This is a genomic window from Rhizobium sp. ZPR4, assembly GCF_040215725.1.
Lineage (GTDB): Bacteria > Pseudomonadota > Alphaproteobacteria > Rhizobiales > Rhizobiaceae > Rhizobium > Rhizobium rhizogenes_D.
The window spans coordinates 2,644,725-2,668,597 of sequence record NZ_CP157967.1; the positions used below are offsets into that span (position 1 = coordinate 2,644,725).

22 protein-coding genes are annotated in these 23,873 nt (G+C 60.2%); 10 read left to right on the top strand and 12 right to left on the bottom strand.

Features of this window, described 5'->3' with window-relative positions:
* Window positions 1–38: 38 nt before the first annotated feature.
* Window positions 39–317, bottom strand: coding sequence for a hypothetical protein (locus ABOK31_RS12965; protein WP_349956298.1), 279 nt, complete (start codon window positions 315–317; stop codon window positions 39–41).
* A 354-nt stretch (window positions 318–671) separates the two neighbouring features.
* Between ABOK31_RS12965 and rpsU the strand changes: the two genes are divergently transcribed.
* The 4 genes from rpsU to ABOK31_RS12985 all read left to right on the top strand — a co-directional run bounded on the left by rpsU (window position 672) and on the right by ABOK31_RS12985 (window position 5,095).
* Window positions 672–884 carry a 30S ribosomal protein S21 gene (gene rpsU, locus ABOK31_RS12970; protein ID WP_004117638.1) on the top strand — a complete coding sequence of 71 codons (213 nt, stop codon included), beginning with the start codon at window positions 672–674 and terminating at the stop codon, window positions 882–884.
* Window positions 885–1,022: 138 nt separating this feature from the next.
* A complete protein-coding gene (locus ABOK31_RS12975) occupies window positions 1,023–1,898 on the top strand; it encodes a tetratricopeptide repeat protein (RefSeq protein ID WP_174176908.1) in 876 nt (291 codons plus the stop codon).
* Between the two features lie 218 nt (window positions 1,899–2,116).
* Window positions 2,117–3,187, top strand: coding sequence for an FAD-binding oxidoreductase (locus ABOK31_RS12980; RefSeq protein ID WP_349956299.1), 1,071 nt, complete (start codon window positions 2,117–2,119; stop codon window positions 3,185–3,187).
* A 252-nt stretch (window positions 3,188–3,439) separates the two neighbouring features.
* Complete coding sequence (locus ABOK31_RS12985; RefSeq protein ID WP_349956300.1) at window positions 3,440–5,095, top strand: sensor histidine kinase; 1,656 nt, start codon at window positions 3,440–3,442, stop codon at window positions 5,093–5,095.
* Window positions 5,096–5,098: 3 nt separating this feature from the next.
* On the opposite strand, the gene ABOK31_RS12990 is transcribed toward ABOK31_RS12985, so the two are convergent.
* From ABOK31_RS12990 to ABOK31_RS13025, 8 genes are all read right to left on the bottom strand, one after another.
* Window positions 5,099–6,355, bottom strand: coding sequence for an RNA polymerase sigma factor (locus ABOK31_RS12990; RefSeq protein ID WP_349956301.1), 1,257 nt, complete (start codon window positions 6,353–6,355; stop codon window positions 5,099–5,101).
* On the bottom strand, window positions 6,352–6,756 hold the full coding sequence (locus tag ABOK31_RS12995; protein ID WP_174176916.1) for a YciI family protein: 405 nt from the start codon (window positions 6,754–6,756) through the stop codon (window positions 6,352–6,354). Before ABOK31_RS12995 ends, ABOK31_RS12990 begins: the two co-directional genes overlap by 4 nt.
* Before the next feature lie 116 nt (window positions 6,757–6,872).
* Window positions 6,873–8,267 carry an NAD(P)(+) transhydrogenase (Re/Si-specific) subunit beta gene (locus tag ABOK31_RS13000; RefSeq protein ID WP_174177183.1) on the bottom strand — a complete coding sequence of 465 codons (1,395 nt, stop codon included), beginning with the start codon at window positions 8,265–8,267 and terminating at the stop codon, window positions 6,873–6,875.
* Between the two features lie 10 nt (window positions 8,268–8,277).
* On the bottom strand, window positions 8,278–8,676 hold the full coding sequence (locus ABOK31_RS13005; protein WP_349956302.1) for an NAD(P) transhydrogenase subunit alpha: 399 nt from the start codon (window positions 8,674–8,676) through the stop codon (window positions 8,278–8,280).
* A 1-nt stretch (window position 8,677) separates the two neighbouring features.
* Window positions 8,678–9,841, bottom strand: coding sequence for a Re/Si-specific NAD(P)(+) transhydrogenase subunit alpha (locus tag ABOK31_RS13010; protein WP_174176920.1), 1,164 nt, complete (start codon window positions 9,839–9,841; stop codon window positions 8,678–8,680).
* 110 nt (window positions 9,842–9,951) lie between these two features.
* Window positions 9,952–10,176: an aa3-type cytochrome c oxidase subunit IV gene (locus ABOK31_RS13015; protein WP_174176922.1), complete on the bottom strand. Its 225-nt coding sequence runs from the start codon at window positions 10,174–10,176 to the stop codon at window positions 9,952–9,954.
* Window positions 10,177–10,406: 230 nt separating this feature from the next.
* On the bottom strand, window positions 10,407–12,722 hold the full coding sequence (locus ABOK31_RS13020; protein WP_349956303.1) for an EAL domain-containing protein: 2,316 nt from the start codon (window positions 12,720–12,722) through the stop codon (window positions 10,407–10,409).
* 230 nt (window positions 12,723–12,952) lie between these two features.
* Entirely contained in the window at window positions 12,953–14,059 is a 1,107-nt protein-coding gene (locus tag ABOK31_RS13025) for a TRAP transporter substrate-binding protein (RefSeq protein ID WP_349956304.1), read from the bottom strand.
* A 291-nt stretch (window positions 14,060–14,350) separates the two neighbouring features.
* Here ABOK31_RS13025 and ABOK31_RS13030 point away from each other — a divergent pair, with 291 nt between their 5' ends.
* On the top strand, window positions 14,351–15,121 hold the full coding sequence (locus ABOK31_RS13030) for a gamma-glutamyl-gamma-aminobutyrate hydrolase family protein (protein ID WP_349956305.1): 771 nt from the start codon (window positions 14,351–14,353) through the stop codon (window positions 15,119–15,121).
* A 119-nt stretch (window positions 15,122–15,240) separates the two neighbouring features.
* Here ABOK31_RS13030 and ABOK31_RS13035 read toward each other — a convergent pair whose 3' ends face one another.
* The 3 genes from ABOK31_RS13035 to ABOK31_RS13045 all read right to left on the bottom strand — a co-directional run bounded on the left by ABOK31_RS13035 (window position 15,241) and on the right by ABOK31_RS13045 (window position 17,985).
* Window positions 15,241–16,209, bottom strand: coding sequence for a 2-hydroxyacid dehydrogenase (locus ABOK31_RS13035; RefSeq protein ID WP_349956306.1), 969 nt, complete (start codon window positions 16,207–16,209; stop codon window positions 15,241–15,243).
* Window positions 16,210–16,334: 125 nt separating this feature from the next.
* Window positions 16,335–17,354, bottom strand: a complete 1,020-nt coding sequence (locus ABOK31_RS13040; protein WP_174176932.1) for a substrate-binding domain-containing protein — start codon at window positions 17,352–17,354, stop codon at window positions 16,335–16,337.
* Window positions 17,355–17,472: 118 nt separating this feature from the next.
* The gene (locus tag ABOK31_RS13045; RefSeq protein ID WP_174176934.1) at window positions 17,473–17,985 is read right to left on the bottom strand and encodes a MarR family winged helix-turn-helix transcriptional regulator; all 513 of its coding nucleotides are present in this window, start codon (window positions 17,983–17,985) and stop codon (window positions 17,473–17,475) included.
* Between the two features lie 86 nt (window positions 17,986–18,071).
* On the opposite strand from ABOK31_RS13045, the gene ABOK31_RS13050 reads away from it, so the two are divergent.
* The 5 genes from ABOK31_RS13050 to ABOK31_RS13070 all read left to right on the top strand — a co-directional run bounded on the left by ABOK31_RS13050 (window position 18,072) and on the right by ABOK31_RS13070 (window position 23,867).
* The gene (locus ABOK31_RS13050; protein WP_349956307.1) at window positions 18,072–18,863 is read left to right on the top strand and encodes a creatininase family protein; all 792 of its coding nucleotides are present in this window, start codon (window positions 18,072–18,074) and stop codon (window positions 18,861–18,863) included.
* A gap of 140 nt (window positions 18,864–19,003) precedes the next feature.
* Window positions 19,004–20,116, top strand: a complete 1,113-nt coding sequence (locus tag ABOK31_RS13055) for a GTP-binding protein (protein ID WP_349956308.1) — start codon at window positions 19,004–19,006, stop codon at window positions 20,114–20,116.
* Window positions 20,116–21,105: a WD40 repeat domain-containing protein gene (locus ABOK31_RS13060; protein ID WP_349956309.1), complete on the top strand. Its 990-nt coding sequence runs from the start codon at window positions 20,116–20,118 to the stop codon at window positions 21,103–21,105. The genes ABOK31_RS13055 and ABOK31_RS13060 overlap by 1 nt, the downstream gene beginning before the upstream one ends.
* 16 nt (window positions 21,106–21,121) lie before the next feature.
* Window positions 21,122–21,937 (top strand): serine O-acetyltransferase, encoded by an 816-nt coding sequence (gene cysE, locus ABOK31_RS13065; protein ID WP_349956310.1) that lies wholly within the window; start codon window positions 21,122–21,124, stop codon window positions 21,935–21,937.
* A gap of 301 nt (window positions 21,938–22,238) precedes the next feature.
* Window positions 22,239–23,867 (top strand): alkaline phosphatase family protein, encoded by a 1,629-nt coding sequence (locus ABOK31_RS13070; RefSeq protein ID WP_349956311.1) that lies wholly within the window; start codon window positions 22,239–22,241, stop codon window positions 23,865–23,867.
* The last annotated feature ends 6 nt before the right edge of the window (window positions 23,868–23,873 follow it).

Consider the following 23,873-nt stretch of genomic DNA (forward strand, 5'->3'; position numbering starts at 1 on the left):
AATCAGCCGAGTGGCCTGCCCATGACTGCTTAGCAGATCTATTTGCGCTGTAGATGGCAGACCTTCACGCGCCCGCCGTGGCCATCCTTGCGCCATACGCAACCCTCTTTCCGCGGCTTTCCATTGTAAAGATAGATCCTCGCACGGTGCTTGCTGTCGAAAGTCTGGTGCGAAAAATCGTGGCCGCCGACTCGGACATTCTTGCCGAAGCGCACCTCGCCGGCTGTGGCAGGTCCAAGTATCGTCGCAAGAATGACAAGGGCAAGCATGGGCGCTGCAAGCAGCCTCCCTACGACGGCGAAGTCGAGCGATCCCATATAAAGCGATTCCCCCCTTTGCTCGAACAACTGCTGAGATGGCGCAATCGCCACCGCCCACGAATGACTGTGATCCGAAATACTCACACAAGCATGTCAATGTCGCAAAGATCAGGATCTGCCAATCCCCTTATTCAAAAGCTTCGATGAAGCGCCACAGGCACCGCCGGCTGAATTCAGTGCTCGACAAACCGCTTTTTCCTCTGCAAACTCACGATCTGGCTAGACTTTGACAAACCGATCTGCTATCTCGCCTAACCAATCGCAAGGCTGCGGCTTCGCGAACGTTATATTTTTGCCTCCTGGCGCTGCCGTCGCCGTTGGCATCAACCAAACCAAAGGAACGTGATTCTCGTGCAGGTACTTGTCCGCGATAACAATGTCGACCAGGCTCTCCGCGCTCTCAAGAAGAAGATGCAGCGCGAAGGTATTTTCCGCGAAATGAAGATGCGCGACTACTACGAAAAGCCGTCGCAGAAGCGTGCTCGCGAAAAGGCTGAAGCTGTTCGTCGCGTTCGCAAGCTTGCTCGCAAGCGCGCTCAGCGCGAAGGCCTTGTTGCCAAGTAATCGCCGTTTTTTCGACGTTTTCAGATGCATGTGTGGCGGGGGCGAGTCGTTCGCCGCCGCCTTTTTGATTTATTCTCTACGCAAATCGGATTAAATCAGAACAGCCTGATATGACGCATGGGGAAAGCGAACCCGATAATGGCAATGACGACTTCCGTAAAGTTCCGCACTTCGAACCTCTCCTTACTCGTCTCGAAGCGCGCCGCAGCCCTGCCTGCCTTGGCGATACTTGCCGCAATCAGCCTTTCCGGCTGCCAGACCGCCACCACTGATAACGTGATCCAAATCGACAAGGCGCAAGGCTCTTCGGAAAATATCTCCTCGCTGACGTCTGTCATCAATGCCAATCCGCAGGATCCGGAAGGCTACAATGTGCGTGGCACGGCCTATGGCCGCGGCGGTGATTTCAACCGCGCGCTTGCCGACTTCAATCAGGCGATCCAGCTCAATCCGAAGTTCTATCAGGCCTACGCCAACCGCGCGCTCATCTATCGCAACATGGGCAAGCTGCCTGAAGCGGTCGCGGACTACAATGCCGCGCTGCAGATCAACGGCAATTACGACGTCGCCTATATCGGCCGCGGCAATCTTTACCGCCAGGCCGGCCGCGACAATGATGCCTTCAACGATTATTCCAAGGCCATCAGCCTGGGCACGACGGACGGCCGCGCCTATAACGGTCGTGGCGTGATCTTCCAGAAGCGCAATCAGCAGGATAAGGCGATCGACGATTTCTCGAAGGCGATCTCGCTCTCGCCGAATTCGCCGGAGCCTTACAACAGCCGCGGCATTTCCTATCTCGCGCAGAATGACGACGACAACGCCTTCGCCGATTTCAACCATGCCATCGACCTGAACAACAAGGTCGCCGAATCCTGGGCGAACCAAGCCTTCGTCTATGAGCGCAAGGGTGACAAGGCGAAAGCGCGCCGTTCCTATCAGCACGCGGTCAATCTCGATCCTAACTACCAGCCGGCCAGAGATGGCCTGGCACGTGTCGGCGCCGGCTCCTGATATAGGAGCATAGCGAAACAAGACATCCAGCCGCCGGCAATCCCCTGCCCGGCGGCTTTTCTTTGCCTCGGCAAAGGCCCAAGGTACACCGCGATCCTTCAAATTCGCTTCTTGCGCTTTAGGTCTTTGATTTTGTGCATGTCGTTATCGCAAAACCGCTGCACACTTTTGCGCGACATGCTGTAGTCTCGACTTATCCGTTCAAGCGAGACAAAGACATGCCCTCCCCCCAAAAAGTCATCGTCGTCGGCGCCGGAATCATCGGTGCGTCCATCGCCTGGCATCTCAGTCGCAAGGGTGCATCCGTGATGGTGGTCGCTCAGCAGACCGGCGGCGTTGCGACCCCGAACTCCTTCGCCTGGATCAATGCGAGCTGGGGCAATCCGGAATTCTATTTCCAGGTCCGTCGTCGCTCGATGGCTGAATGGTCGAGGCTTCAGGACGCTCTGCCGGATATTCCCTTGTCCTGGTGCGGCGGCCTGTGCTGGGATCTGCCCGAGGCAGAACTCGACGCCTATGCCGCACAACATCATGGCTGGGGCTATGGCATACAGCCGGTCAACCGGGCGACAAGCGCGATGATCGAACCGAGCCTCGCCAATCCACCGGATTATGCCCTGCATGTTGCCGAGGAAGGCGCTGTCGAACCTGTTGCGGCCGCCAAGCTGCTGCTGGAAGACGCCCGCCGTCAGGGCGCGATCCTGTCATCCGGCATCGAGGTCAAGGGCCTGCTTAGAGAGGGCGGGCGAATTACCGGCATCGAAACGAGCGAAGGACCGATGCGCGCCGATCATGTCGTTCTGGCAGCCGGCGCGGGCACGTCAGCACTTGCGGCCTCGGCGGATATTCTCGTGCCACTGGAAACGCCTCCAGGGCTCATCGTTCATTCCCGCCCCGTGCGGAAAATGTTGAATGGTCTGGTAATGGCGCCGGAACTGCATTTGCGCCAGACGGTGGAGGGGCGAATCATCGCCGGCAGTGACTTCGGCGGCACCGATCCCGGCAGCGATCCACAAGCCGCAGCCGACGATCTTTTCGCCAGGGTCAAAACGACATTGAAGGGCGGCGAGGCGCTGGAGCTTGATTTCTACACCATCGGTTATCGCCCGACGCCGAAAGACGGCCTTCCAATTCTGGGCGGTGTCAGTGCGGCACCTGGCCTTTACCTCGCAGTCCTTCACTCCGGCGTTACGCTGGCGCCGCTCGTCGGCCTACTCGCAGCACAAGAGATCGTTGATGGTGGCGAAGCTCACGAACTTGCTCCTTTCCGCCTCTCACGCTTTGCCTAGCTCGAACACAAGGTTTGTCAGCGCAACTTCAGGGATGCATTGCCACAGTCGTAAATACCCGAGATCGCTTATGATTTCGCAATAATGACTTTTCAGATGTTGCAAGGAAAATTACCGGGCCCTAACATGGCGCTTCGGGAGCATGTAGCTCGGATCTGGGCACGGGGGCGCTTGGCATGATGACCAATACCATTCTCTTCGCGTTTGCCAGCGCATCGGACCCTCATGGAGGCACGATCGGTTGATCGCCCCATGAGGAAGCCGCATTTTCCGAAAGCGTCGATTGGTGCCTATCTGATCGCCATAGCCCTGGCGATTGCCTTGCCTATTCTCGCCTTCGTCGCGCTGCTTCTGGTCCAGCTCGAGGATAATGAACGCGATGCCCTGAAAGGCGACACGGTTCAGGATGCGCAGGCGCTTTCGCGCGTCATCGATCGCCAATTGCAGGACATGGCGACGACGTTGCGCCTCCTGTCTTCCTCACCGGAACTTGAGCGCAACGACATCGCCACCTTCTTCGCCCGCACGGAAACGGTATTGCGCACCGATTCGCTTTTCGTGCTGCTTATGGAAAAGGATGGCCAGCTCCGGCTGAATACCCGCTGGCCGCTCGGCAAGCCACTCGGCAAAACCGGCAACATCGCCGCACTTCAATCGGCACTGGACTCCGGCCGCATCGAGGCATCCGATGTCTTCGTCGGCTCGACTGCCCGCCGCTGGGTCTATAACGTCACCCTGCCCCTCGAACATTCGCCGGCCGGCGCCGCCTTGGCGGTAACGCAGGATGCCGACGAACTCGCCAAGCTCGTGACGACGGAAGCCCTGCCACCCGGCTGGTCTGCTGCCGTTCTGGACAAATCCGGCCATGTCGTTGCTGCCGGCGGCCCGACGACCCTCGCCCCGGGCGACGCATTCAATAAGAATATTCTGCCGAAATTGATCGCATCCAGCGGCGTCTATCAGGATGACAAGGTCCTGCCGAACGCGGTGCTCGGTTATGCGCAAATCTCAGGCTGGTCCTGGAAGGCCGTCGTCTGGGGCCCGATCGCCTCTGCGCAGGCGTCGCTGATGAGCACCTGGCGCTTCCTGATCTATGGCGGCGTGACGCTGCTGCTGATCGCGCTGATCGCCGTCTACGCGCTGGCGCGTCAGGTGCGCACCACCATACAGGACATTGCCGACATGGCGGACCGCATGGGCCGCGGCGAGATCGTGGCGCCGATCGACACCAGCGTTGTCGAGGCAAACCAGGTGGCCGTTGCGCTTTCCAATGCATCCTTCGACCGCAGCGTTACGGAGGATCGGCTGCATTTCGTCATGCACGAGCTCGTCCACCGCACCAAGAATCTGCTGGCGCTCGCCCAGGCAATGACGCGTCAGCTCGCGCGACAGACGGACAGCGTCGATACTTTCCAACGGGCCGTCGCCGACCGGCTGGAGGGGCTGGCACGCTCGATCGAGGTATTGACCAGCGAACAATGGTCCGGCGTGTCGCTGCGCCGCGTGATCGACATCCATCTCGCGACTTTCCTGCAGGGACCTCAGCAACTCGACGTTCTCGGCAATGACTTCCTGCTCAAGCCAGAGGCGGTGCAGAATCTCGGCCTGGTCCTGCACGAGCTTGCCACCAATTCGGTGAAATATGGCGCGCTTTCCGCGCAGGAGGGTAAGATCACCATCGAATGGACGAACGAAGCCGCTGAAACCGGCACGATGATCCGCTTCGTCTGGACCGAAAGTGGCGGTCCGCCGGTCAAACCACCGAGCGATACCGGCTTTGGCACTACCGTCACGAAAACCCATGCCGCGGCATCCTTCAGCGGCCATGTCGAAGTCGATTTCCGCCCGGCTGGCCTCGTCTGGATACTGACCGCGCCGCGCAGCATGATGGAACGGCAGCGAAGCTGATGCTTATGTCCGAATGACGGATGTCTCGGCGCGGGCCAAAAGCAGCACGCGCTCCCGCTCGTTACCAGTCAATTCGGCGGCGCGGTAAAATTCCACCCGAGCCTCCTCCATTCGCCCAAGCTTCGCCAGAAGATCGCCCCGCACCGTCGGCAGCAGATGCGATTCCTTCAGGCGCGGCTCGTCCTTGACCGCGTCGACGATGGCAAGACCCTGTGGAGCGCCAAATGCCATGCCGACAGCGACCGCTCGATTGATTTCGACGATCGGCGACGGTGCTGCGAGCGCCAATGCCTGATAGTAAGCGGCGATGGCGATCCAGTCGGTATCGGCCGCGGTCGCCGCGCGGGAGTGGCAGGCAGCGATCATCGCCTGCAGCAGATAAGGGCCGGGCATCGTGGTCAGAACCATCGCGCGGCCGAGCTGATCGAGACCACTGCGGATCAACGACCAATTCCACCGGCTACGGTCCTGATTAAGCAGCAGGATCGGATTGCCCGATCCGTCGACCCGGGCAGCAAAGCGAGACGCCTGCAGCTCCATGAACACAACCAGCCCCAACACCTCCGGCTCGTGCGGCATCAGCGCCGCCAGAGAGCGTCCCAGGCGCAAGGCCTCGCCGCACAGATCGGCGCGCAGCCACTGCGGCCCTTCCGTCGCGACATATCCTTCATTGAAGATCAGATAGACCACTTCCAGCACTGCAGCGAGACGCTCCTGCCGCTCCTCGCCGCGCGGCGTCTCGAAAGCAATGCCGGCCTCGCGCAGCGTCCGCTTGGCGCGCACGATGCGCTGGGCAATCGTCGGTTCAGGCAACAGGAACGCGCGGCCAATCTCCTGCGTGGACAGCCCGCCCAGCAGCCGCAAGGCAAGCGCCGCGCGTTGCTCGGCCGGCAGCACCGGGTGACAGGCGGTGAAAATCAGCCGCAGCAGATCGTCGTCGATATCTTCATCCAACAGGGACTCGATATCCGGTGTCTCACGTTCGAGTGCGGCAAAATCGATGGCGAATTCGCGATTCTTGCCGTCGATCAGCGTGGTGCGTCGCAGCCGGTCAAGCGCACGATTCTTGGCGACCTGCATCAGCCAGGCAGCCGGGTTGCGCGGCATGCCGTCGCGCGGCCAGCGTTCGAGGGCCAGCACGAAGGCATCCTGCGCGATCTCCTCGGCAAGGCCGATATCCCGCAGCAAGCGGTTCAGCCTGGCGGCGAGCTTTGGCTGCTCGATCCGCCAGACCGCTTCTATGGTACCCGACGTGGTCACCCCTTCAGCTCATCGAAGCCTTCAGCCACCTTCTGCACATCCTCCGGAAATTCGCTGATCTCGAAGATACGGCGAACCTCGATGACGTCATCTTCCCCTGCCGGGCAGCGGCGCGCCCACTCGATGGCCTCGTCGCGCGAACGGACGTCAATGACCCAATAGCCGCCCAGCACTTCCTTGACCTCGGCGAACGGACCATCGACGACGGCAGGCTTTCCGCCCTTGAAGCTCACGCGAGCCCCGGAGGACGGTGGATGCAGCCCGTCGAGCGCCAAAAGCACACCGGCCTTCTTCAGCGCCTCATTGTATTTCATCATGGACTCGACGGCTTCCGCACCGGGCATGGTGTCGGGAGCAGCGGAAGCATAGCCGCCGGGGATCATCAGCATCATGAATCGCATAGGTTCTGTCTCCTTGGTTGGTTAGAACATACCACACGACGAACGAGCCCCGGCAGAATCGACGGAGGCTCGAAAAAAGATTCGATTTTTTGCAGAGCGTTGAAGCGGCTGGGTGCTTACTCGTTCATCGCCTTGACGATTTCCTCGGTCACTTTCTTGGCGTCGCCCAAAAGCATCATCGTGCCATCCTTGTAGAACAGCGTGTTGTCGATGCCGGCATAGCCGGAGCCGAGCGAGCGTTTGACGAAGAGGCAGGTCTTGGCCTTGTCGACATCGAGGATCGGCATACCGTAGATCGGCGATGTCTTGTCGTCGCGCGCCGCCGGATTGGTGACGTCGTTGGCGCCGATGACATAGGCGACATCGGCCTGGGCGAATTCCGAATTGATATCCTCGAGTTCGAAGACCTCGTCATAGGGCACGTTGGCTTCGGCGAGCAGCACGTTCATATGGCCTGGCATACGACCGGCAACGGGGTGGATCGCGTATTTCACCTCGACGCCATGCGCCTTCAGCCTGTCGGCCATTTCGCGCAGCGCATGCTGGGCCTGCGCAACTGCCATGCCGTAACCGGGCACGATGATGACCTTGGAGGCGTTCGCCATCAGATAGGCGGCATCCTCGGCCGAGCCGAGCTTTACAGTCTTGTCGGAATTGTCCGCTCCGCCCGAAGCCGTCTCGCCGCCGAAGCCGCCGAGGATGACCGAGATGAAGGAGCGGTTCATGCCCTTGCACATGATGTAGGACAGGATCGCACCGGAGGACCCGACAAGCGCGCCGGTGATGATGAGCGCGAGATTGCCAAGCGTGAAGCCGATGCCGGCAGCTGCCCAGCCAGAATAGGAATTGAGCATCGACACGACGACGGGCATGTCGGCGCCGCCGATCGGCACGATCAGCAACACGCCGAGGACCAGCGACAGAGCAACGATCGCCCAGAAGGCGAAATGGCTTTCATTCGCCGCCAGGCTGATAATGGAGACCACGATCAGCACAAGCAGGGCAGCATTGATGATGTGCCGGTTCGGCAGCAGGATCGGCTTTCCGGACATGCGCCCGTCGAGCTTCAGGAACGCGATGATCGAGCCGGTGAACGTTAGCGCGCCGATCGCGACGCCGATCGCCATTTCGATGCGGGCTTCGGTGTGGATCTGACCGATCTCGCCGATACCGAAGGAGGACGGCGTATAGAGCGCCGAAGCAGCCACGAGGACGGCTGCGAGACCGACCAGCGAGTGGAAACCCGCCACGAGCTGCGGCATCGACGTCATCGGGATGACGCGGGCGATATAGGCGCCTGCCCCGCCGCCGATCGCGAGGCCGAGAACGATCAGCACGAAGCCGCCGAAGGACGGGGTTGCCAGCACCAGCGTGGTGGCGATGGCAATGCCCATGCCGATCATGCCGTAGAGATTGCCGCGCCGGCTGGTGGCTGGATGAGAGAGCCCGCGCAGTGCCAGGATGAATAGCACGCCGGAGACGAGATAGAGGAAAGCCGCGATATTGCTCAGCATGCCGCCCTCACTTGTCCTTCTTCTTGTACATCGCCAGCATGCGCTGGGTGACAAGGAAGCCGCCGACGATATTGACCGAAACGAGCACCAGCGCCACGAAGCCGAAGCCGATGGCAAGACCGCTCGCCGAAATGCCCACAGCCAGCAACGCACCGACGACGATGACCGAGGAAATGGCGTTCGTGACCGCCATCAGCGGCGTATGCAAGGCCGGTGTCACCGACCAGACGACGTAATAGCCGACGAAGATCGCCAGCACGAAGATTGCAAGCTGGAAGACGAAGGGATCGATCGCTCCACCGGTTGCAGCACTGGCAACTTCGGGCGCCTGTGCCGCGGCGGTCCTGACGGCGGTGACGGCATCATTCAGTTGCTGGAGTGCCTGGTCCATTGTTTGGCTGGCCATCTCAGAGATCTCCCTTGTTGACAGTCGCCTGGTCGGGATCGACGAAATTCGGGTTCACGACCTCGCCGCCGTCGGTCAGCATCGTCGCCTTGATCAGCTCATCTGTGCGGTTGAGGCCGAGGCTCTTCGTATCCTTGTCGACCATCGTCTCCAGAAAGGTGACAAGGTTCTTGGCATAGAGGGCCGAGGCGCTGGCCGCGATCCGCCCGGCCATGTTGGGATAGCCGACCACTCTGACACCTTCGACCTCGGCGACCCTGCCATATTCGGCACCTTCGATATTGCCGCCGCGCTCCACCGCCAGATCGACGGCGACAGCGCCGGGGCGCATCGCTTTCAGCATGTCGCGACTGACGAGGCGCGGCGCCGGCCGACCGGGGATGAGCGCCGTGGTGATGACAATATCCTGTTTGGCGATGTGGTCGGCGACAAGTGCCGCCTGCTTCGCCTGATACTCTTTCGACATTTCCTTGGCATAACCACCGGCGGTCTCCGCCGCCTTGAACTCTTCGTCCTCGACAGCGACGAATTTCGCGCCGAGCGAGGCGACCTGTTCCTTTGCCGCCGGCCTTACGTCCGTCGCTGAAACGAGCGCACCCAAACGCCGTGCGGTCGCGATCGCCTGCAGCCCGGCAACACCGGCGCCCATGACGAACACCTTTGCCGCCGGCACCGTGCCCGCTGCCGTCATCATCATCGGCAGAGCCCGGTCATAGACGGCGGCAGCCTCGATCACGGCCTGATATCCTGCGAGATTGGCCTGCGACGACAGCACGTCCATCGACTGCGCGCGGGTGATACGCGGCATCAGTTCCATGGCGAAGCTCGTCAGCCCTGCACGCGCCATCTCGGCGAGCGCAGCCTCGTTGCCATAGGGATCCATGATGGCGATGACGATGGCACCGCTCTTGTAGCCGGAAATCTCCTTGCTCGTCGGACGCCTGACCTTGAGGACGACATCCGCCGCCTTCGCATCCTTGATGGAGCCGATCCGGGCGCCGACGGCTTCATATTCGGCATCCGGAATACGCGAGGAACTCCCTGCACCGGCTTCGATCACCACGTCGAAACCGAGGTTCTTCATTTTCTTTACAGTCTCGACGGAAGCCGCAACACGCGTCTCCTCCGCCACGCTTTCCTTGGCCACGAAAACCAGATTGCTCAACGACGACACCTCGCATCAGACGGCGCCGCTCCTGAATGCAGCGGCGCTGTAGCCTGCAGAATCATGGGAAAGCGCGGGCGATTGGCCCGGCATCGGTCAGCGCTGCAATATCAGCGCAACAGGACGACGCTGGCGATGGTCAGAACGATGAATATCAGGACGCCGCCGAGGAAACCGGCATGACCGAAGAAACCGGCCGCCATGGCGATCAACAACGCGGCAACGATCGCAGATCCGACCTTGGCGCCCGAAATGAAAAGATTATAGGTCTTCTCATGCTCCTTGTAGTCCATGGGAGCACCCAGTTCAGCGGGTCCAGTGTGATGTTCGGCCATTCAGAATTCTCCCCTCGATCCTCTCCCCCGACAGACGATATGAACCGGCGGCTGGAGTTCGTCCTCAAAAGCTGTGGTAACCCGCAAGGAGATACCGCAACCAATTTCCTCCACCGAGGGGTTACACAAAGCAAGGAAAAATGCAATGCACGAGAAGGTCGCAGTCGGGCATGAGCTGACGGAATCGCCAGCGGATTTCGAATACGCCCGCATCGAAACGACGACGCCGGCTAGGTCGTGGCATCAGACGGCAGGTTTCTGCCGGCGCCCTGCTGCCGCCGGCTGAGACTGGCCACCTTCTCGGCGACCTGCTCCTGCGGCACCGGCGGCGAAAATACATAGCCTTGGATGATATCCGCCAGGTTCCGCTCGACGACCAGTGCCAGCTGCTCCAGCGTCTCGACACCTTCGATCACGATATGAAGGCTGAGCGCGCGCGAAAGATCGACGATGCCGCATAGCAGCTTGAAGCGGCGGCTGTCGGTCGTGATGTCACGAACGAAAGACCGGTCGATCTTCACGACATCCACCGGCAGGGTATCGAGATAGCTGAGGCTCGAAAATCCCGTTCCGAAATCGTCGATCGCAATCGTGATGCCTTTGGCCCGCAGATCGGCGAGGATGGAGCGAACGGTCGCCACCTCATCCATCAGGCAGCTTTCAGTAACCTCGAGATGCAGGCGGGATGGCTCCAATCCCGAGGCATCAAGCGCCGCCATGACGATTTTGACAATCTCGCCATTGCGCAGATCCTGTGCCGAGAGATTGACGGAAACCGCAAGCGGCGCAGGCCATGAAGCACAATCCCTGCAGGCCTGGTTGACCATGAAGCGAGTGATGCCGGCAACGATGCCCATTTCCTCGGCAACCTGCACGAAAAGATCGGGCGGGATCGAGCCCTTTTCCGGATGAATCCAGCGCGCAAGCGCCTCGCAGCATTCGATGCGCGAGCCATCCGGTGTGAACATCGGCTGATAGACGGCCTGAAGCCTGCCGGTCTCCACCGCCTCGCGCAAATCGTCCTTCAGCTTCTGCCGCTCGACATAGCGCGCGTCCATCTCCTGCTCGAAAGCACTACAGCCGCCCTTCAGCCGCGATTTGGCGTCGAAGAGCGCGAGATCGACCTTGATCTGCCACTCCTCGGGGCGGAATTCCCGGCTGGACATGGTCATGTATCCGCCGCTGACGGAAATCCGGAAACTGCTGTCTTCCACGCTGTAGGTGCCGGCCATTGCCGCATGCACGGTGCGGATGCGGGCATCGATATCCGGGGCATCATCTTCATTCGGAAAGAACAGCACGAATTGATCGCCAGCAAGACGAGCGGCAATCGCTGCGGTGCCGGCAAGCTGCTTCAGGCGCTCGGCTATGGCGACCAGCAGGCGGTCCCCGGCAACATGCCCCTTGGTATCGTTGACGTGTTTGAAGTCATCGATATCGAGAACCAGAATTCCGATGCGGCTTTCCCGCTTGCGCGCAGCCAGCCTTTCCTTGACCAGGTCCATGAAATATTCGCGATTCGGCAACCCGGTCAAAGGGTCATAGCGCACCATATGCAGGATCTTGCGCTCCGCCCGAATACGCACTGTCACGTCTTCGAAAATCAGGATCACGATTCCGTCGGCGCGGCGACTGGCCGAAAATTCCAGGAACTGATCCTCGTTGAATTGAATGAGCGTTCGCGACAGCGTGCCGCTGACGAGCTGTGCCAGCTGCCGCTGGATAAGTCCGGGCAACGATCCATCGATGAAGGCGTGACGCGCGCCATAGCGCAGAACGACATCGAATTCGCAGTCCTTGAGCCGCTCCGGATGGGCAAAATTGAGGAGCTCACATGCCTTGCGATTGACGACCAGAATGCGGTTCTCGGCATCCAGCATGAACAGCCCGTGCGTCATGTTGTTCAGCGCAGTATCAAATCTGTCGGCGATCAGCGATATCTCGCGTGAAGCGATGATGTTCCTGTAGAGAAATTCGCGCATGCCATTCGCCATGGCGCGCGTCGTCAGCCCGAACGGAATGAGCATGAGGGAAGCGATTGCCTTGTAAGGCTGCTGCGCCAGCAGACAGGCAAGGACGATCGGCACGCAGCAGGCCAGAATCTGAAGATCGACCGCCCGAGGTGAACCATAATTGCGGCCGACGATCGACACCATCGACGCCATCGTGACGGCAATGCAGATGAATTCGGCCAGCGGATTCTGCAGGATGAGGATGGCATAGCCGCTGCCGATGCCGAGGATGGCCGCCGTCGCCGCCGCGCCGATCACATAGCGTGTTTCCCAGCCGGCAATATCGGCACGCGTAAAATTACTCTTGTCTGCAGCGTCGAACAGCCGGAACAAATGGATGCGTAAGCCAAAGACAACCGCAAACGCCATGCAAAAGGCCAGATAGATGCCGGCATGCGTGCCCAGGAAAACGAGGAGATATGTCAGGATGTGAACGAACGCGCCCGTGATGAGCGTTTTGCGGTTTCCGAAAAGCGAACTGACGAACGACAGATAAATATCCGTCGGCACGGTGTCCGGGCTTGGAGGCTTCATTCAGACTTCCCCTGATGCGGCGGACACCCTAGTGGAAACCCTTTAAAATTTACTTGCCCGAACAGAGCCCATTTTGACAGATTTTCCAATCAAAGCGGCAGCTTAAGTTGAAGCTGGATTATGATCATCCCTGCGCTGGCGCAATGATTCCCAGCTTCCCTTGCCGCCGATATAATATTTAAATCACTAATAAAGAAAACAATATATCGGCAAAGACTTATGAAATACGATCACAGCTTGCCCGCACGCTGCTGGATCATCATGAAAGTATCGAAAGTATACTCGGAAAGCTGCATCCAAAGATAGGCATCCTTCTTATAGGCGACCTGGTCCTCATAGATGCGCTTGAAGTAATCGTTTGATTTGGAGAGATCGGCATAGAGCGCGCTGGCTGCCTGGAAGCAGGCCTCCATGATCTCCTGACTGAAAGGTCTGAGCGTCACACCCTGCTGCACGATATCCTTCAGCGCCTGGGGATTTTTGACATCGTATTTCGCCAGCATGTTGGTGTTGGCGAAGGCACAGGCATCGCCGAGGATTGCCTGATAGTTCTTCGGCAAGGCATTCCATTTTTCGAGATTGAAGAAGGCATGCACCACGGCGCCGCCTTCCCACCAGCCGGGATAATAATAGTATTTGGCGATCTTCTGCAGGCCGAGTTTCAGGTCGTCGTAGGGGCCGACCCATTCGGCTGCGTCGACCGTACCCTTGTTCAGCGCATCATAGACACCATTGACCGGGATATCCTGCTGTGGCGCGACGCCGATCTTTTCGATCACCTTGCCGGCCAGGCCGGCGATGCGCATCTTCAAACCCTTGAGATCGTCGAGCGTGTTGATTTCCTTGCGAAACCAGCCACCCATCTGGGCGCCGGTATTCCCCGCCGGCAGACCCAAAATGCCCTGCGTGGCATAGAACTCGTTCATCAGCTTGTTGCCGTTACCCTGGTAGAACCAGGCGTTCGTCAGCCGGGCATTGAGGCCGAACGGCAACGCCGTACCTATCGCGTAGGTCGGATCCTTGTTCCAGAAATAGTAGGAGCAGGTATGCGCCGCATCGACGGCGCCGGCGCTGACCGCATCGGCGGCTTGAGCGCCAGGCACGATTTCGCCGGCTTCATAGGTCTGGATGACGAAATTGCCGTTCGTCGCATCCGAAACATGCGCGGCAATATCTTCCGCGCCGCCGTAGATCGTATCCAGGCTCTTGGGAAAGGAAGAGGTCATCTTCCAGGTGATCTTCGGAGATTCCTGTGCCAGGGCCGGGCTTGCAAGCGCGGAGGCTGCAGCACCTGCGCCAACGGTCCCTGCCCGCCTGATGAAGGAACGGCGATCCATCGAATTCTCCCATACGGACGGCATTGCTGGGAAGCGGCACGCTCCCCGTCACAGCGCAAGCGATGGAACTAACCATGCCGCACACGGTCTTTCAAGTTTGCTCTCGCACCGCATTATGGCGATTCCTGTACATCGGCGTAACGAGCCGAAACCAAGCCTTGTGAAAACCACTGCGCGTTGCCGGCCGAGCCGTATTCGCGTAAGTTCGTAAGGCGTAAATCCGCCCTCGGATCGACATCGTAATCGTCCAGAGGTTCAACGAGCGAATATTTGCAGCTTCCGGAGCCTTGCATGTCCAGACCGATCGTCGCCATTCCCGCCGATATCCGTGAGTTCGACGGCACGAGCTGGCATGCGGTGCAGTTGCAATATGTGCGCGCCGCCGTGAAGGCTGCGGGATTGATGACGCTGATCGTCCCCGCACTAGAGGATGACAATGATGCCGACGCCATTCTGGACCGTGTCGACGGGCTGCTCGTCTCCGGTTCGGCGACCAATGTGCATCCGTCCCTCTACGGCAAGGAAGCAAAAGACAGCGACGGCCCCTTCGACCCGGCGCGCGATGCGACCTCGCTGCCGCTCATCCGCCGCGCCATCGACCGCGCCATTCCGATGCTCGCCATCTGCCGCGGCATTCAGGAGCTGAACGTTGCGCTTGGCGGCACGCTCGCCAGCGAGATCCAGGACCAGCCCGGCATCTGGGACCACCGCAAGCCACCGAATGTCGATCGCGATACGATGTATTCGATCCGGCAGAGCGTTTTCGTCAAGGAAGGCTCCTGCATCGCGCGCGTTGTCGGGCCTGGTGAGGTGCGCGTCAACTCGCTGCATCGCCAGGCAATCGCCGATACGGCGCCGAGACTGCAGGTGGAGGCACTCGCCGAAGACGGCACGATCGAGGCCGTCTCCGTCATCGGCGCCAAGGCCTTTGCCGTCGGCGTGCAATGGCATCCGGAATATTGGGCGGAAACGGATTCCCCGTCGCTGAAGCTCTTCACCGCCTTCGGCGATGCCGTGCGCGACTATGCTGCGAGCAAGGAACCGCTCGCAGCCGCACAATAGAGCGTTTTAGCTTTCCTTCAAAAGGCAAAACGCTCTATCTTCTTGTGTCGCAATGCATTCCGGACGGAAAACCGCGACGCACTTTTCCTGGAAATGCCTATCAGCAAAAGGCCGTCTGATCAGCCGCGCGGCTTGACCGGTGTTTCCGGTACTGGTGTGAGCGGCTGGCCCTTCGCGAACCACTCGATGACGTTATCGACGACGAGATCGGCCATGGCGTCGCGCGTCGGCACGGAGGCGGAGGCCACGTGCGGCAGCAGCGAAACGTTGGGCAACGAGAGATAGCCGGCCGGGACATTGGGCTCGTCGTAGAAGACGTCGAGGCCCGCGGCACCAAGCGTTCCATTCCCCAGGGCGGCGATCAGCGCGTCGTCATCGACAGACCAGCCGCGGCCGACATTGATGAACACGCCCTGCGGCCCGAGCGCAGACAGGATCTCGGCGTTGACGACCTTGTGCGTCTCGGGCGTCTTCGGCACGATGGAGATCAGCGTATCCACCGATTGCGCCATTTCCTTCAGCGTCGGGTAGTAGTCGTAAGGCAAGGAGTCGCGCGGCGAGCGCGTGTGATAGCCGATCTTTACCTTGAACGGCTCCAGCCTTCTCGCGATTTCCAGGCCGATGCGGCCAAGGCCGTTGATACCGATGCGGCGTCCCTTCATCGAAAAGGGCGAGAGCGGGAAGGCTCCTTCCTTGGCCCAGCGCCCCTCGCGCAGCCAGCTTTCCGCCTTCGGAAACTGCCGCAGCGTGTTCAGCAGCAGGGCGATTGCGGTATCAGCGACCTCGTCATTCAGGACATCAGGCGTGTTGGTGACGACGATGCCCTTCGAGGCGGCATGCTTGACGTCGATGCCGTCATAGCCGACGCCGAAATTGGCGATGAATTCAAGATTCGAAAAGGCATCGATCCACCCGGCATTGAAGCCACCCGCAACGGCAACGCCGCGGATGCGAGCTGCGGTTTCCACATCGACCTTCGGACCGCCATCGCGTTCGACCGAAACGATATCGAACTGCTTTCCGAGCCTTTCGAGGACACGCGGGTGTATCTTCCCCGGAACGAGGACGGCGATGCGGTTATCGGACATGGATCTTTCCTCTTGAGATACGGTTCGTCGCGACGAAAACAATTCCGGAAATGTGCGCGGCGGCTTTCCGTCCGGAATCGCGTTAAATCAATGAGAAGAGCGGCTCAGTGAAACGCTGAAACGCTCTAGCGAGCTTTGTAGGGCGCCGTGGACTGGCGGATGCGCATTTCCGGCTTGATAAGATGGATACCATCCGGCTCATGGCTTCCTGCCAACCTATCCAAAAGCGCGCGCGCCGCAAGCCTTCCGACTTCGGCCTGACCGTTCCAGACGGTCGTCAGGGCCGGCGTTGCGATCGCAGCCTCCTCCAGATCGTCATAGCCGGTGACGGAAATATCCCGCCCGGGGACGAGGCCAGCGCGTGAAATGCCGTTCATGAGACCGATGGCGACCAGATCGTTCCAGCAGACCGCCGCCGTCGGTTTCTGTGGCAGCGACAGGAAGTGCACCGCCGCCTCGAAACCACCCTGCTTGGAGCGCGCGCCGGGAATGCGCAGATTGGGATCGACCTCGATGCCCGCCTTGCGCAGCGCATTGACATAGCCCTGATAGCGGTCGCGCCCCGTCGAGGTCTGGTCCGTGCCGCCGATCATCGCAATGGTGCGGTGGCCAAGGCTGATCAGATGGTTGGTCGCAAGCGAAATCCCATAGCTGTCGTCGCCGCGATAGGTCGGCAGGTCCAGCGCATCGATCTGGCGTGCCACCAGGATGGCCGGCATGCCGTTTTCTTCGGCCAGTTCGAAATCCTCCGGCGGCGTCCCGATCGCCGGCGACATGATGACGCCGTCGCCGCCCAGCTGCAGCAGCGTCTCGACGAAAGTGCGCTGCTTCTCAACGGAATCATAGTGGTTGGAAAGGATGAAGGTGTGGCGGCTGCGGTCGAGCTCGCTTTCGATCGCCTTCAGGATTTCTCCATAGAAGGGATTCATGATGTCATGAACGACGACACCGATGATGCCCGATCGCGATGTCCTGAGACTGGCCGCACGGCGATTGTAGATATAGCCCAGCGCGCGGGCCTGGTCCTTGATCTTCTCGCGTGTATTGACCGCCACCAACGGGCTATCGCGTAAGGCCAGAGATACTGTTGCCGTTGAAATACCCAGCGTTTCCGCAATCGTAGAAAGCTTTATCTTTTGCGCCACGCGCTCCCTCCCCGTGAAACGCAGCCGTAACGTATTCCGTTCGTTTTACGATTCCGGAATTTAAAATCTTTAATTAAAAGCTTTAATCACGCCGCGCAACACGAATTCTCGGAGATTCTCAGAATTCGTCTTCATCCTCGTCATCATCGCCAGCCTGGAGATTATGCTCGATCGTTTTGAGCAGACGCACGAGCGAGCGGATATCTTTTTCCGAGAAGCCGCGCGTCGCAAGCTCATCGCAGCTCGCCGCCGAACTTTCGATCTCGCTGACGCTGTTTCGCCCTGCTTCGGTCAGATAGACCTTGGTCAGGCGGGCATCGTCGGCATCCGGCCGTCGTTCGACAAAGCCTTGCGCTTCCATGCGGCCGATCGTGCGCGTCATCGTCGGCGCCTTGACGCCGAGCTTCTGCGCCAGCGTACCGGCCGGAAGACCATCGCTTGCCGCCAGGGCCAGAATGACACCGTCCTGCCCGGCATAAAGGCCGCTCGCCGTCAGGCTGCGCGTCATCACCGTCCGCATGGACCGCGCCGCCTGCGTCAACGCCGGCGACAGATCGGCAAGCGTGTAGTCACGGTGATCCTTCTTCTTACCTGACTTACTTTTCTTCCCGACCTTGTTCTTTTTGCCCATCGTGATTCCGTTGACCTTTTCGCCGCTAAGTCATCACGCTATGACATTGCGCAGGTTACTGACATAAACAAGAGGCACACCCTCAGATGGCGCATCCTTTGCCATGTTTCGATGACAATGATGAAACATTGACACCCGAAGAGCGAAGAAAATGGATCGCCGTGCTACCACTTGGCGCCTATGAGCAACACGGCCCGCATCTGCCGTTCGAAACCGACGCGCTCATCGCCGAGGGAATCGCCTCACGCCTCAAGGTTGCCGTGCCGGCAAATCTACCCGTCACCTTCCTTTCCGTCGAGCCTGTCGGCTATTCCGTCGAACATATGGATATTGCCGGCACGAAGACATTGACCTTCAAGGAAGCGATCGAGCGCTGGCTTGCCATAGCTGAGCGGCTAAGTGGCCTCGGCATCCGTAAATTCGTCATGCTGAACGCTCACGGCGGCAATTCTCCGCTGATGACCATCGTCGTAACGGAAGCGCGCATGCGCTTCAACATGCTCGCGGTCGCAACCAGCTGGACGCGCTTCGGCGTGCCGGACGGGCTGATCACCCCAGAGGCAAAAGCCATCGACATTCATGGCGGCGATATCGAGACATCGGTGATGCTCGCCCTGCATCCTGAAAAGGTCGACATGTCGAAGGCGGAAAACTTCCCATCCCGGCAATCGGAGTTCATCAGGGGCTTCAAGCACCTGCGCGCCTACGGCCCTCACGCCTTCGGCTGGAAGATGTCCGATCTAAGCACTCAAGGCGTCGCCGGCAATGCCGGCGCGGCGACGGCTGAAAAGGGCGAGCTGCTCATCGCGCATGCGGTCAAGGGGCTTGTCGAGCTGCTGGAGGATGTCGACAGCTTCGATATGTCGACGCTGTCGTGACCGTGCGGCCAAACCCCCTCTCCGCAACCCAATGTGATCTTATAACATATAAAAGCCTTTGAACTGGCGTCTCCAACTCCTTATATGAAACCCGACCAATGTCTGCTCCCCGGGGCAACCTTCCATATTTCGAGGCTCCCATGACCGAAACAGCCACGCAAAAGCCCGTTCCCGTCACCGTTCTCACCGGCTATCTCGGCGCCGGCAAGACGACGCTGCTGAACCGCATCCTCTCTGAAAACCACGGCAAGAAATACGCCGTCATCGTCAACGAGTTCGGCGAGATCGGCATCGACAACGACCTCATCGTCGAATCCGACGAAGAAATCTACGAAATGAACAATGGCTGCGTCTGCTGCACCGTTCGCGGCGACCTGATCCGCGTCGTCGAAGGCCTGATGCGCCGCCCCGGCCGCTTTGACGGCATCATCGTTGAAACGACAGGCCTTGCCGATCCGGTTCCGGTCGCCCAGACCTTCTTCATGGACGACGATGTCCGCGCCAAGACCGAACTCGATGCCGTCGTCGCACTGGTCGACGCCAAGCATCTGCCGCTGCGCCTGAAGGACAGCCGCGAGGCCGAAGACCAGATCGCTTTTGCCGACGTCGTCGTCATCAACAAATCCGATCTCGTTTCTCCGAAAGAGCTGGCCCAGATCGAGGACGTCGTTCGCGCCATCAACCCGGCAGCCCGCGTCTACAAGACGACCCGCTCCGGCGTTGAGCTCGCCCGCGTGCTGAACCAGGGCGCCTTCAATCTGGAACGCGCGCTCGAAAACGATCCGCATTTCCTCGACCAGGGCCATGACGATCATGTCTGCGGTCCGGATTGCGATCACGACCATCACGGCCATGATCACCACCATCATGACCACGACCACGATCATCATCACCACCATGATCATGACCACGGTCACGACCATCACCACCACGCCCCGTCGCCGATCCATGACGTCACCGTACAGTCGGTTTCGCTGCGGGGCGGCGAGATGAACCCGGAGCGCTTCTTTCCTTGGGTCCAGAAGGTTACGCAGACGCAAGGGCCGAACATCCTGCGCCTCAAGGGCATCATCGCCTTCAAGGACGATCCGGAGCGCTACGTCGTCCAGGGCGTGCACATGATCATCGAAGGCGATCATCAGCGCCCCTGGAAGGATGGCGAAAAGCATGAGAGCCGCCTCGTCTTCATCGGCCGCGAGCTCGACCGCGAAAAGCTGGAAGCCAGCTTCAAGGCGTGCGAGGCGTCCGCCTGATGCCGACTGTCGCTCCGCTTGATATCGACGGCCACGTTCTGGCCGTCGAATTTTTAGGTGACACCCCCTTCTTCGCCAGCGCCGCCGGTGCGATCCACCGCCTCGAAGGCGGCGATAAGGTCACCGAAGCCCATCATGGGATGCTGACGTGCATCCGCGATCCCCACAGCGAGAGCCTGATTTCGGGCGGCGAAGACGGCAAGGTGCTGCGGATCGCATCCGACGGCAGCACGACGGTGCTTGCCGAAGCGCCACGCAAATGGATCAGCCAGCTTGCCGCCGGTCCGCAGGGAGCTGTCGCCTATTCCTATGGCAAGAGCACCTTCGTGCGCCTCGCCGACGGCACGACGAAAGAATTTGCCGAGGAGCGCACCGTCGAAGGCATCGCCTTCGCGCCCAAGGGCCTGCGCGTTGCGGTTGCCCGTTATAATGGCGTGTCGCTGCATTGGGTCGGCATGAGCGCCCCGCCGATCAATCTCGAATGGAAGGGCGCCCATACCAGCGTCACTTTCTCGCCGGACGGCCAGTTCGTCGTTACCACCATGCAGGAAAATGCCCTGCACGGCTGGAAGATGGATACCAAGCCGGGCGCGGAAGCCCGACACATGCGCATGACCGGCTATCCCGCCAAGGTGAAGTCGCTTTCCTGGTCCAATAAGGGCAAATGGCTTGCCTCTTCTGGTGCGCCGGCCGCGATCGTCTGGCCCTTCCAGGGCAAGGACGGCCCGATGGGCAAGGCCCCGCTCGAACTTGGCACGCGCGCCAACATCATGGCGACCTCGGTAAAATTCCATCCCGCCGAGGATATCCTCGCCATAGGCTTCATCGACGGCATGATCCTTGCGGTGCGCCTCGGCGATGCCAAGGAAGCGCTCTTGCGCCGACCCGGCAAGGGTGCGATCACATCGATGAGCTGGAGCAAGTCCGGCAAACTGCTCGCCTTCGCCTCCGAAGCCGGCGATTGCGGCGTCGTCGATGTCTCCGGTTAAATAGAAAGACAGGATCATGTCTCAGTCAGGATCGGCCGTTGCCGGAAATTCTGCTGCCCCAGCCGAAAATGTCTGGGATGTGATCCGTTGCGAAGCCGCCGAGCTGGCGACGCGCGAGCTGACGCTCGCCCCGCTGCTAAAGGCGCAATTGCTTGCCGGAAGCTCCGATGCCGAAAGCCTTGCCAATATACTGGCCGCCCGGCTTTGCGTCGTCAGGATCGAGCATGGCAACATGCTCTCGCTACTGTCAGACGTGCTGGCGCGATATCCTGCTATCCTGCGGGCGACCGAAGCGGATCTCGTTGCCGTGCGAACCCGCGACCCCGCCTGCACCACCTATCTGCATGCGCTTCTGAACCTGAAGGGTTTCCATGCCCTGCAGACGCACCGCATCGCCCATGCGCTCTGGACCGAAGGCCGCAGGGAAATCGCCAGCTGGCTTTCCAACCTCGTCTCGCTCGTCTTCGGCCCGGATATCCATCCGGCGGCGAAGATCGGCACCTCGATCATGCTCGATCACGGCTCCGGCATCGTCATCGGCGAAACTGCCGTCATCGAGGATGAGGTCTCCATCCTGCAGAATGTCACGCTCGGCGGTACCGGCAAGGAAAGCGGCGATCGTCACCCGAAGATCCGCCACGGCGTGATGATCGGCGCCGGCGCCAAGATCCTCGGCAATATCGAGGTCGGTGCCTTCAGTAAGGTTGCCGCCGGCAGCGTCGTTGTGAAGCCCGTTCCCCCACATTGCACCGTCGCCGGCGTGCCCGCCGTAGTCGTCCGCATCCACCGCGCCGACGAGATACCGGCCGAGACGATGGATCAGAATATTTAGTCTTCGTCTTTAGGTGACAGAGGCCGCCTCGAATCACAGGGGCGGATGAGGGAACTCTCTTTCCTGTTTAGCCCGTGACATAAGGTAGCATAGCGACTTTTCCCGACAGGCGCTCTCCGTCGGTTATCGGCCGCCACTGCAGAATCAGCCTTTTGTCGCCCCCATGTTCGACAAAAGCGGAAGCCCTTCACCGCACCCTTCATGGAACTGTCATACTCCGTTGATAGCTCGAAGAGGTTCTCTATGCCCGGCGTGGCGCAAATGCGCCGGAGCAATGCCCCCACTCGAAGAGGATATGACGATGACCAGTTTTTCACGTCGCGCCGCCCTTGCAACCGGCAGCGCGCTTAGTCTTGTTTTGCTCTGTTCCACCGCCGGTGCCGCCGATGTAGCGCCGGCCCCGAATACCGCGACCCCCATCAAGCATCTTGTCGTTATCTTTCAGGAAAACGTCTCCTTCGACCATTATTTCGCGACCTACCCCAAGGCCGCAAATGTTGATGGCGAACCGGCATTCAAGGCCGCCGACAACACGCCGACCGATATCAACACGCTCGCCAATGCCGGTCTTCTCGACAACAATCCGAACAAGACCAACACGGCAAACGGCGCCGATGCGGCGGCCCCCTTCCGGCTCGACCGCACGCAGGCAGCAACCCAGTCGCAGAACCATGGCTATACCGCCGAGCAGGCCGCCTACAACAACTTCGCCATGGACCTTTTCCCCGCCAATACCGGCAAGGGCACCAAGGGTGCGGCCGGTGCTTTCGGCACGAAGGGCCAGGTCATGGGCTATTATGACGGCAACACCGTCACGGCCTATTGGAACTACGCTCAGCACTACGCGCTGAGCGACAATTCCTTCTCCACCAATTTCGGCCCCTCGACCCCTGGCGCGCTGAACCTGATCTCCGGCCAGACCAACGGCGTCATCCTGCCGCCCGGTTACACGCTGGAAAGCGACGGCACCTATTCCAAGGGTCGCATCGTGCCCGACGGCAATGGCGGCTGGACCGCGATCAGCGACTTCGATCCGACGGGCGACGCCTGCTCGGTCGGCCAGACGGCCCTGATGTACGGCAAGAACATCGGCGACATGCTGAACGAGCGCAAGATCACCTGGGGCTTCTTCGAAGGTGGCTTCGATCTGACCCAGACCAATCCGGACGGCACGACGGCCTGCAAGCGCGCAACCACCTCGACCGTGACCAAGGTCAACAGCGCCGACTACATCCCGCATCACCAGCCGTTCCAATACTACGCCTCGACCGCCAATCCGACGCACGCACGCCCGTCTTCCGTGGCGGCGATCGGCACCACGGATGCGGCCAATCACCAGTATGACATGACCGACTTCTATGCGGCGCTGAAGAACGGCAACATGCCGACGGTCAGCTTCCTCAAGGCACCGGCCTATCAGGACGGCCATGCCGGCTATTCCGATCCGCTCGACGAGCAGGAATTCGTGACGCAGGTGGTCAACACCGTGCAGAATTCGTCGGATTGGAAGGATACCGCCGTCATCCTCCTCTACGACGACTCCGACGGCTGGTATGACCATGCCCATGCGGTCGTCAATCCATCGAAACTTCCGGTCAAGGGCTACGACGTGCTGAGCGGCGACAGCTGCTCGACCGGCACGGCGCTGCCGGGCGTCAACGGCCAGCCGGCACAGGGACGTTGCGGCTATGGCACGCGCCAGCCGCTGCTCGTCATCTCGCCCTACGCCAAGGTCAACTTCGTCGACCATACGCTCACCGACCAGACCTCCGTCATGCGTTTCATCGAGGACAACTGGATGGCCGGTGCCCGCCTTGGCGGCGGCTCCTTCGATGTGCTTTCGGGCTCGCTGAACAACATGTTCGACTGGTCCAAGGGTGACGCGCCGAAGCTGATCCTCGATTCGAAGACCGGCAATCAGGCATCCTAACATCAC

Coding starts and splice junctions, on each gene's coding strand:
- ABOK31_RS12980 (WP_349956299.1), top strand. CDS start 2,117: ATGCCCTCCCCCCAAAAAGTCATCGTCGTCGGCGCCGGAATCATCGGT.
- cysE (WP_349956310.1), top strand. CDS start 21,122: ATGTCTCAGTCAGGATCGGCCGTTGCCGGAAATTCTGCTGCCCCAGCC.
- ABOK31_RS13070 (WP_349956311.1), top strand. CDS start 22,239: ATGACCAGTTTTTCACGTCGCGCCGCCCTTGCAACCGGCAGCGCGCTT.
- ABOK31_RS13055 (WP_349956308.1), top strand. CDS start 19,004: ATGACCGAAACAGCCACGCAAAAGCCCGTTCCCGTCACCGTTCTCACC.
- ABOK31_RS12995 (WP_174176916.1), bottom strand. CDS start 6,756: ATGCGATTCATGATGCTGATGATCCCCGGCGGCTATGCTTCCGCTGCT.
- ABOK31_RS12985 (WP_349956300.1), top strand. CDS start 3,440: ATGAGGAAGCCGCATTTTCCGAAAGCGTCGATTGGTGCCTATCTGATC.
- ABOK31_RS13020 (WP_349956303.1), bottom strand. CDS start 12,722: ATGAAGCCTCCAAGCCCGGACACCGTGCCGACGGATATTTATCTGTCG.
- ABOK31_RS13025 (WP_349956304.1), bottom strand. CDS start 14,059: ATGGATCGCCGTTCCTTCATCAGGCGGGCAGGGACCGTTGGCGCAGGT.
- ABOK31_RS13030 (WP_349956305.1), top strand. CDS start 14,351: ATGTCCAGACCGATCGTCGCCATTCCCGCCGATATCCGTGAGTTCGAC.
- ABOK31_RS13045 (WP_174176934.1), bottom strand. CDS start 17,985: ATGGGCAAAAAGAACAAGGTCGGGAAGAAAAGTAAGTCAGGTAAGAAG.
- ABOK31_RS13035 (WP_349956306.1), bottom strand. CDS start 16,209: ATGTCCGATAACCGCATCGCCGTCCTCGTTCCGGGGAAGATACACCCG.
- ABOK31_RS13005 (WP_349956302.1), bottom strand. CDS start 8,676: ATGGCCAGCCAAACAATGGACCAGGCACTCCAGCAACTGAATGATGCC.
- ABOK31_RS13015 (WP_174176922.1), bottom strand. CDS start 10,176: ATGGCCGAACATCACACTGGACCCGCTGAACTGGGTGCTCCCATGGAC.
- ABOK31_RS13060 (WP_349956309.1), top strand. CDS start 20,116: ATGCCGACTGTCGCTCCGCTTGATATCGACGGCCACGTTCTGGCCGTC.
- ABOK31_RS13050 (WP_349956307.1), top strand. CDS start 18,072: ATGGCGCATCCTTTGCCATGTTTCGATGACAATGATGAAACATTGACA.
- ABOK31_RS12965 (WP_349956298.1), bottom strand. CDS start 317: ATGGGATCGCTCGACTTCGCCGTCGTAGGGAGGCTGCTTGCAGCGCCC.
- ABOK31_RS12975 (WP_174176908.1), top strand. CDS start 1,023: ATGGCAATGACGACTTCCGTAAAGTTCCGCACTTCGAACCTCTCCTTA.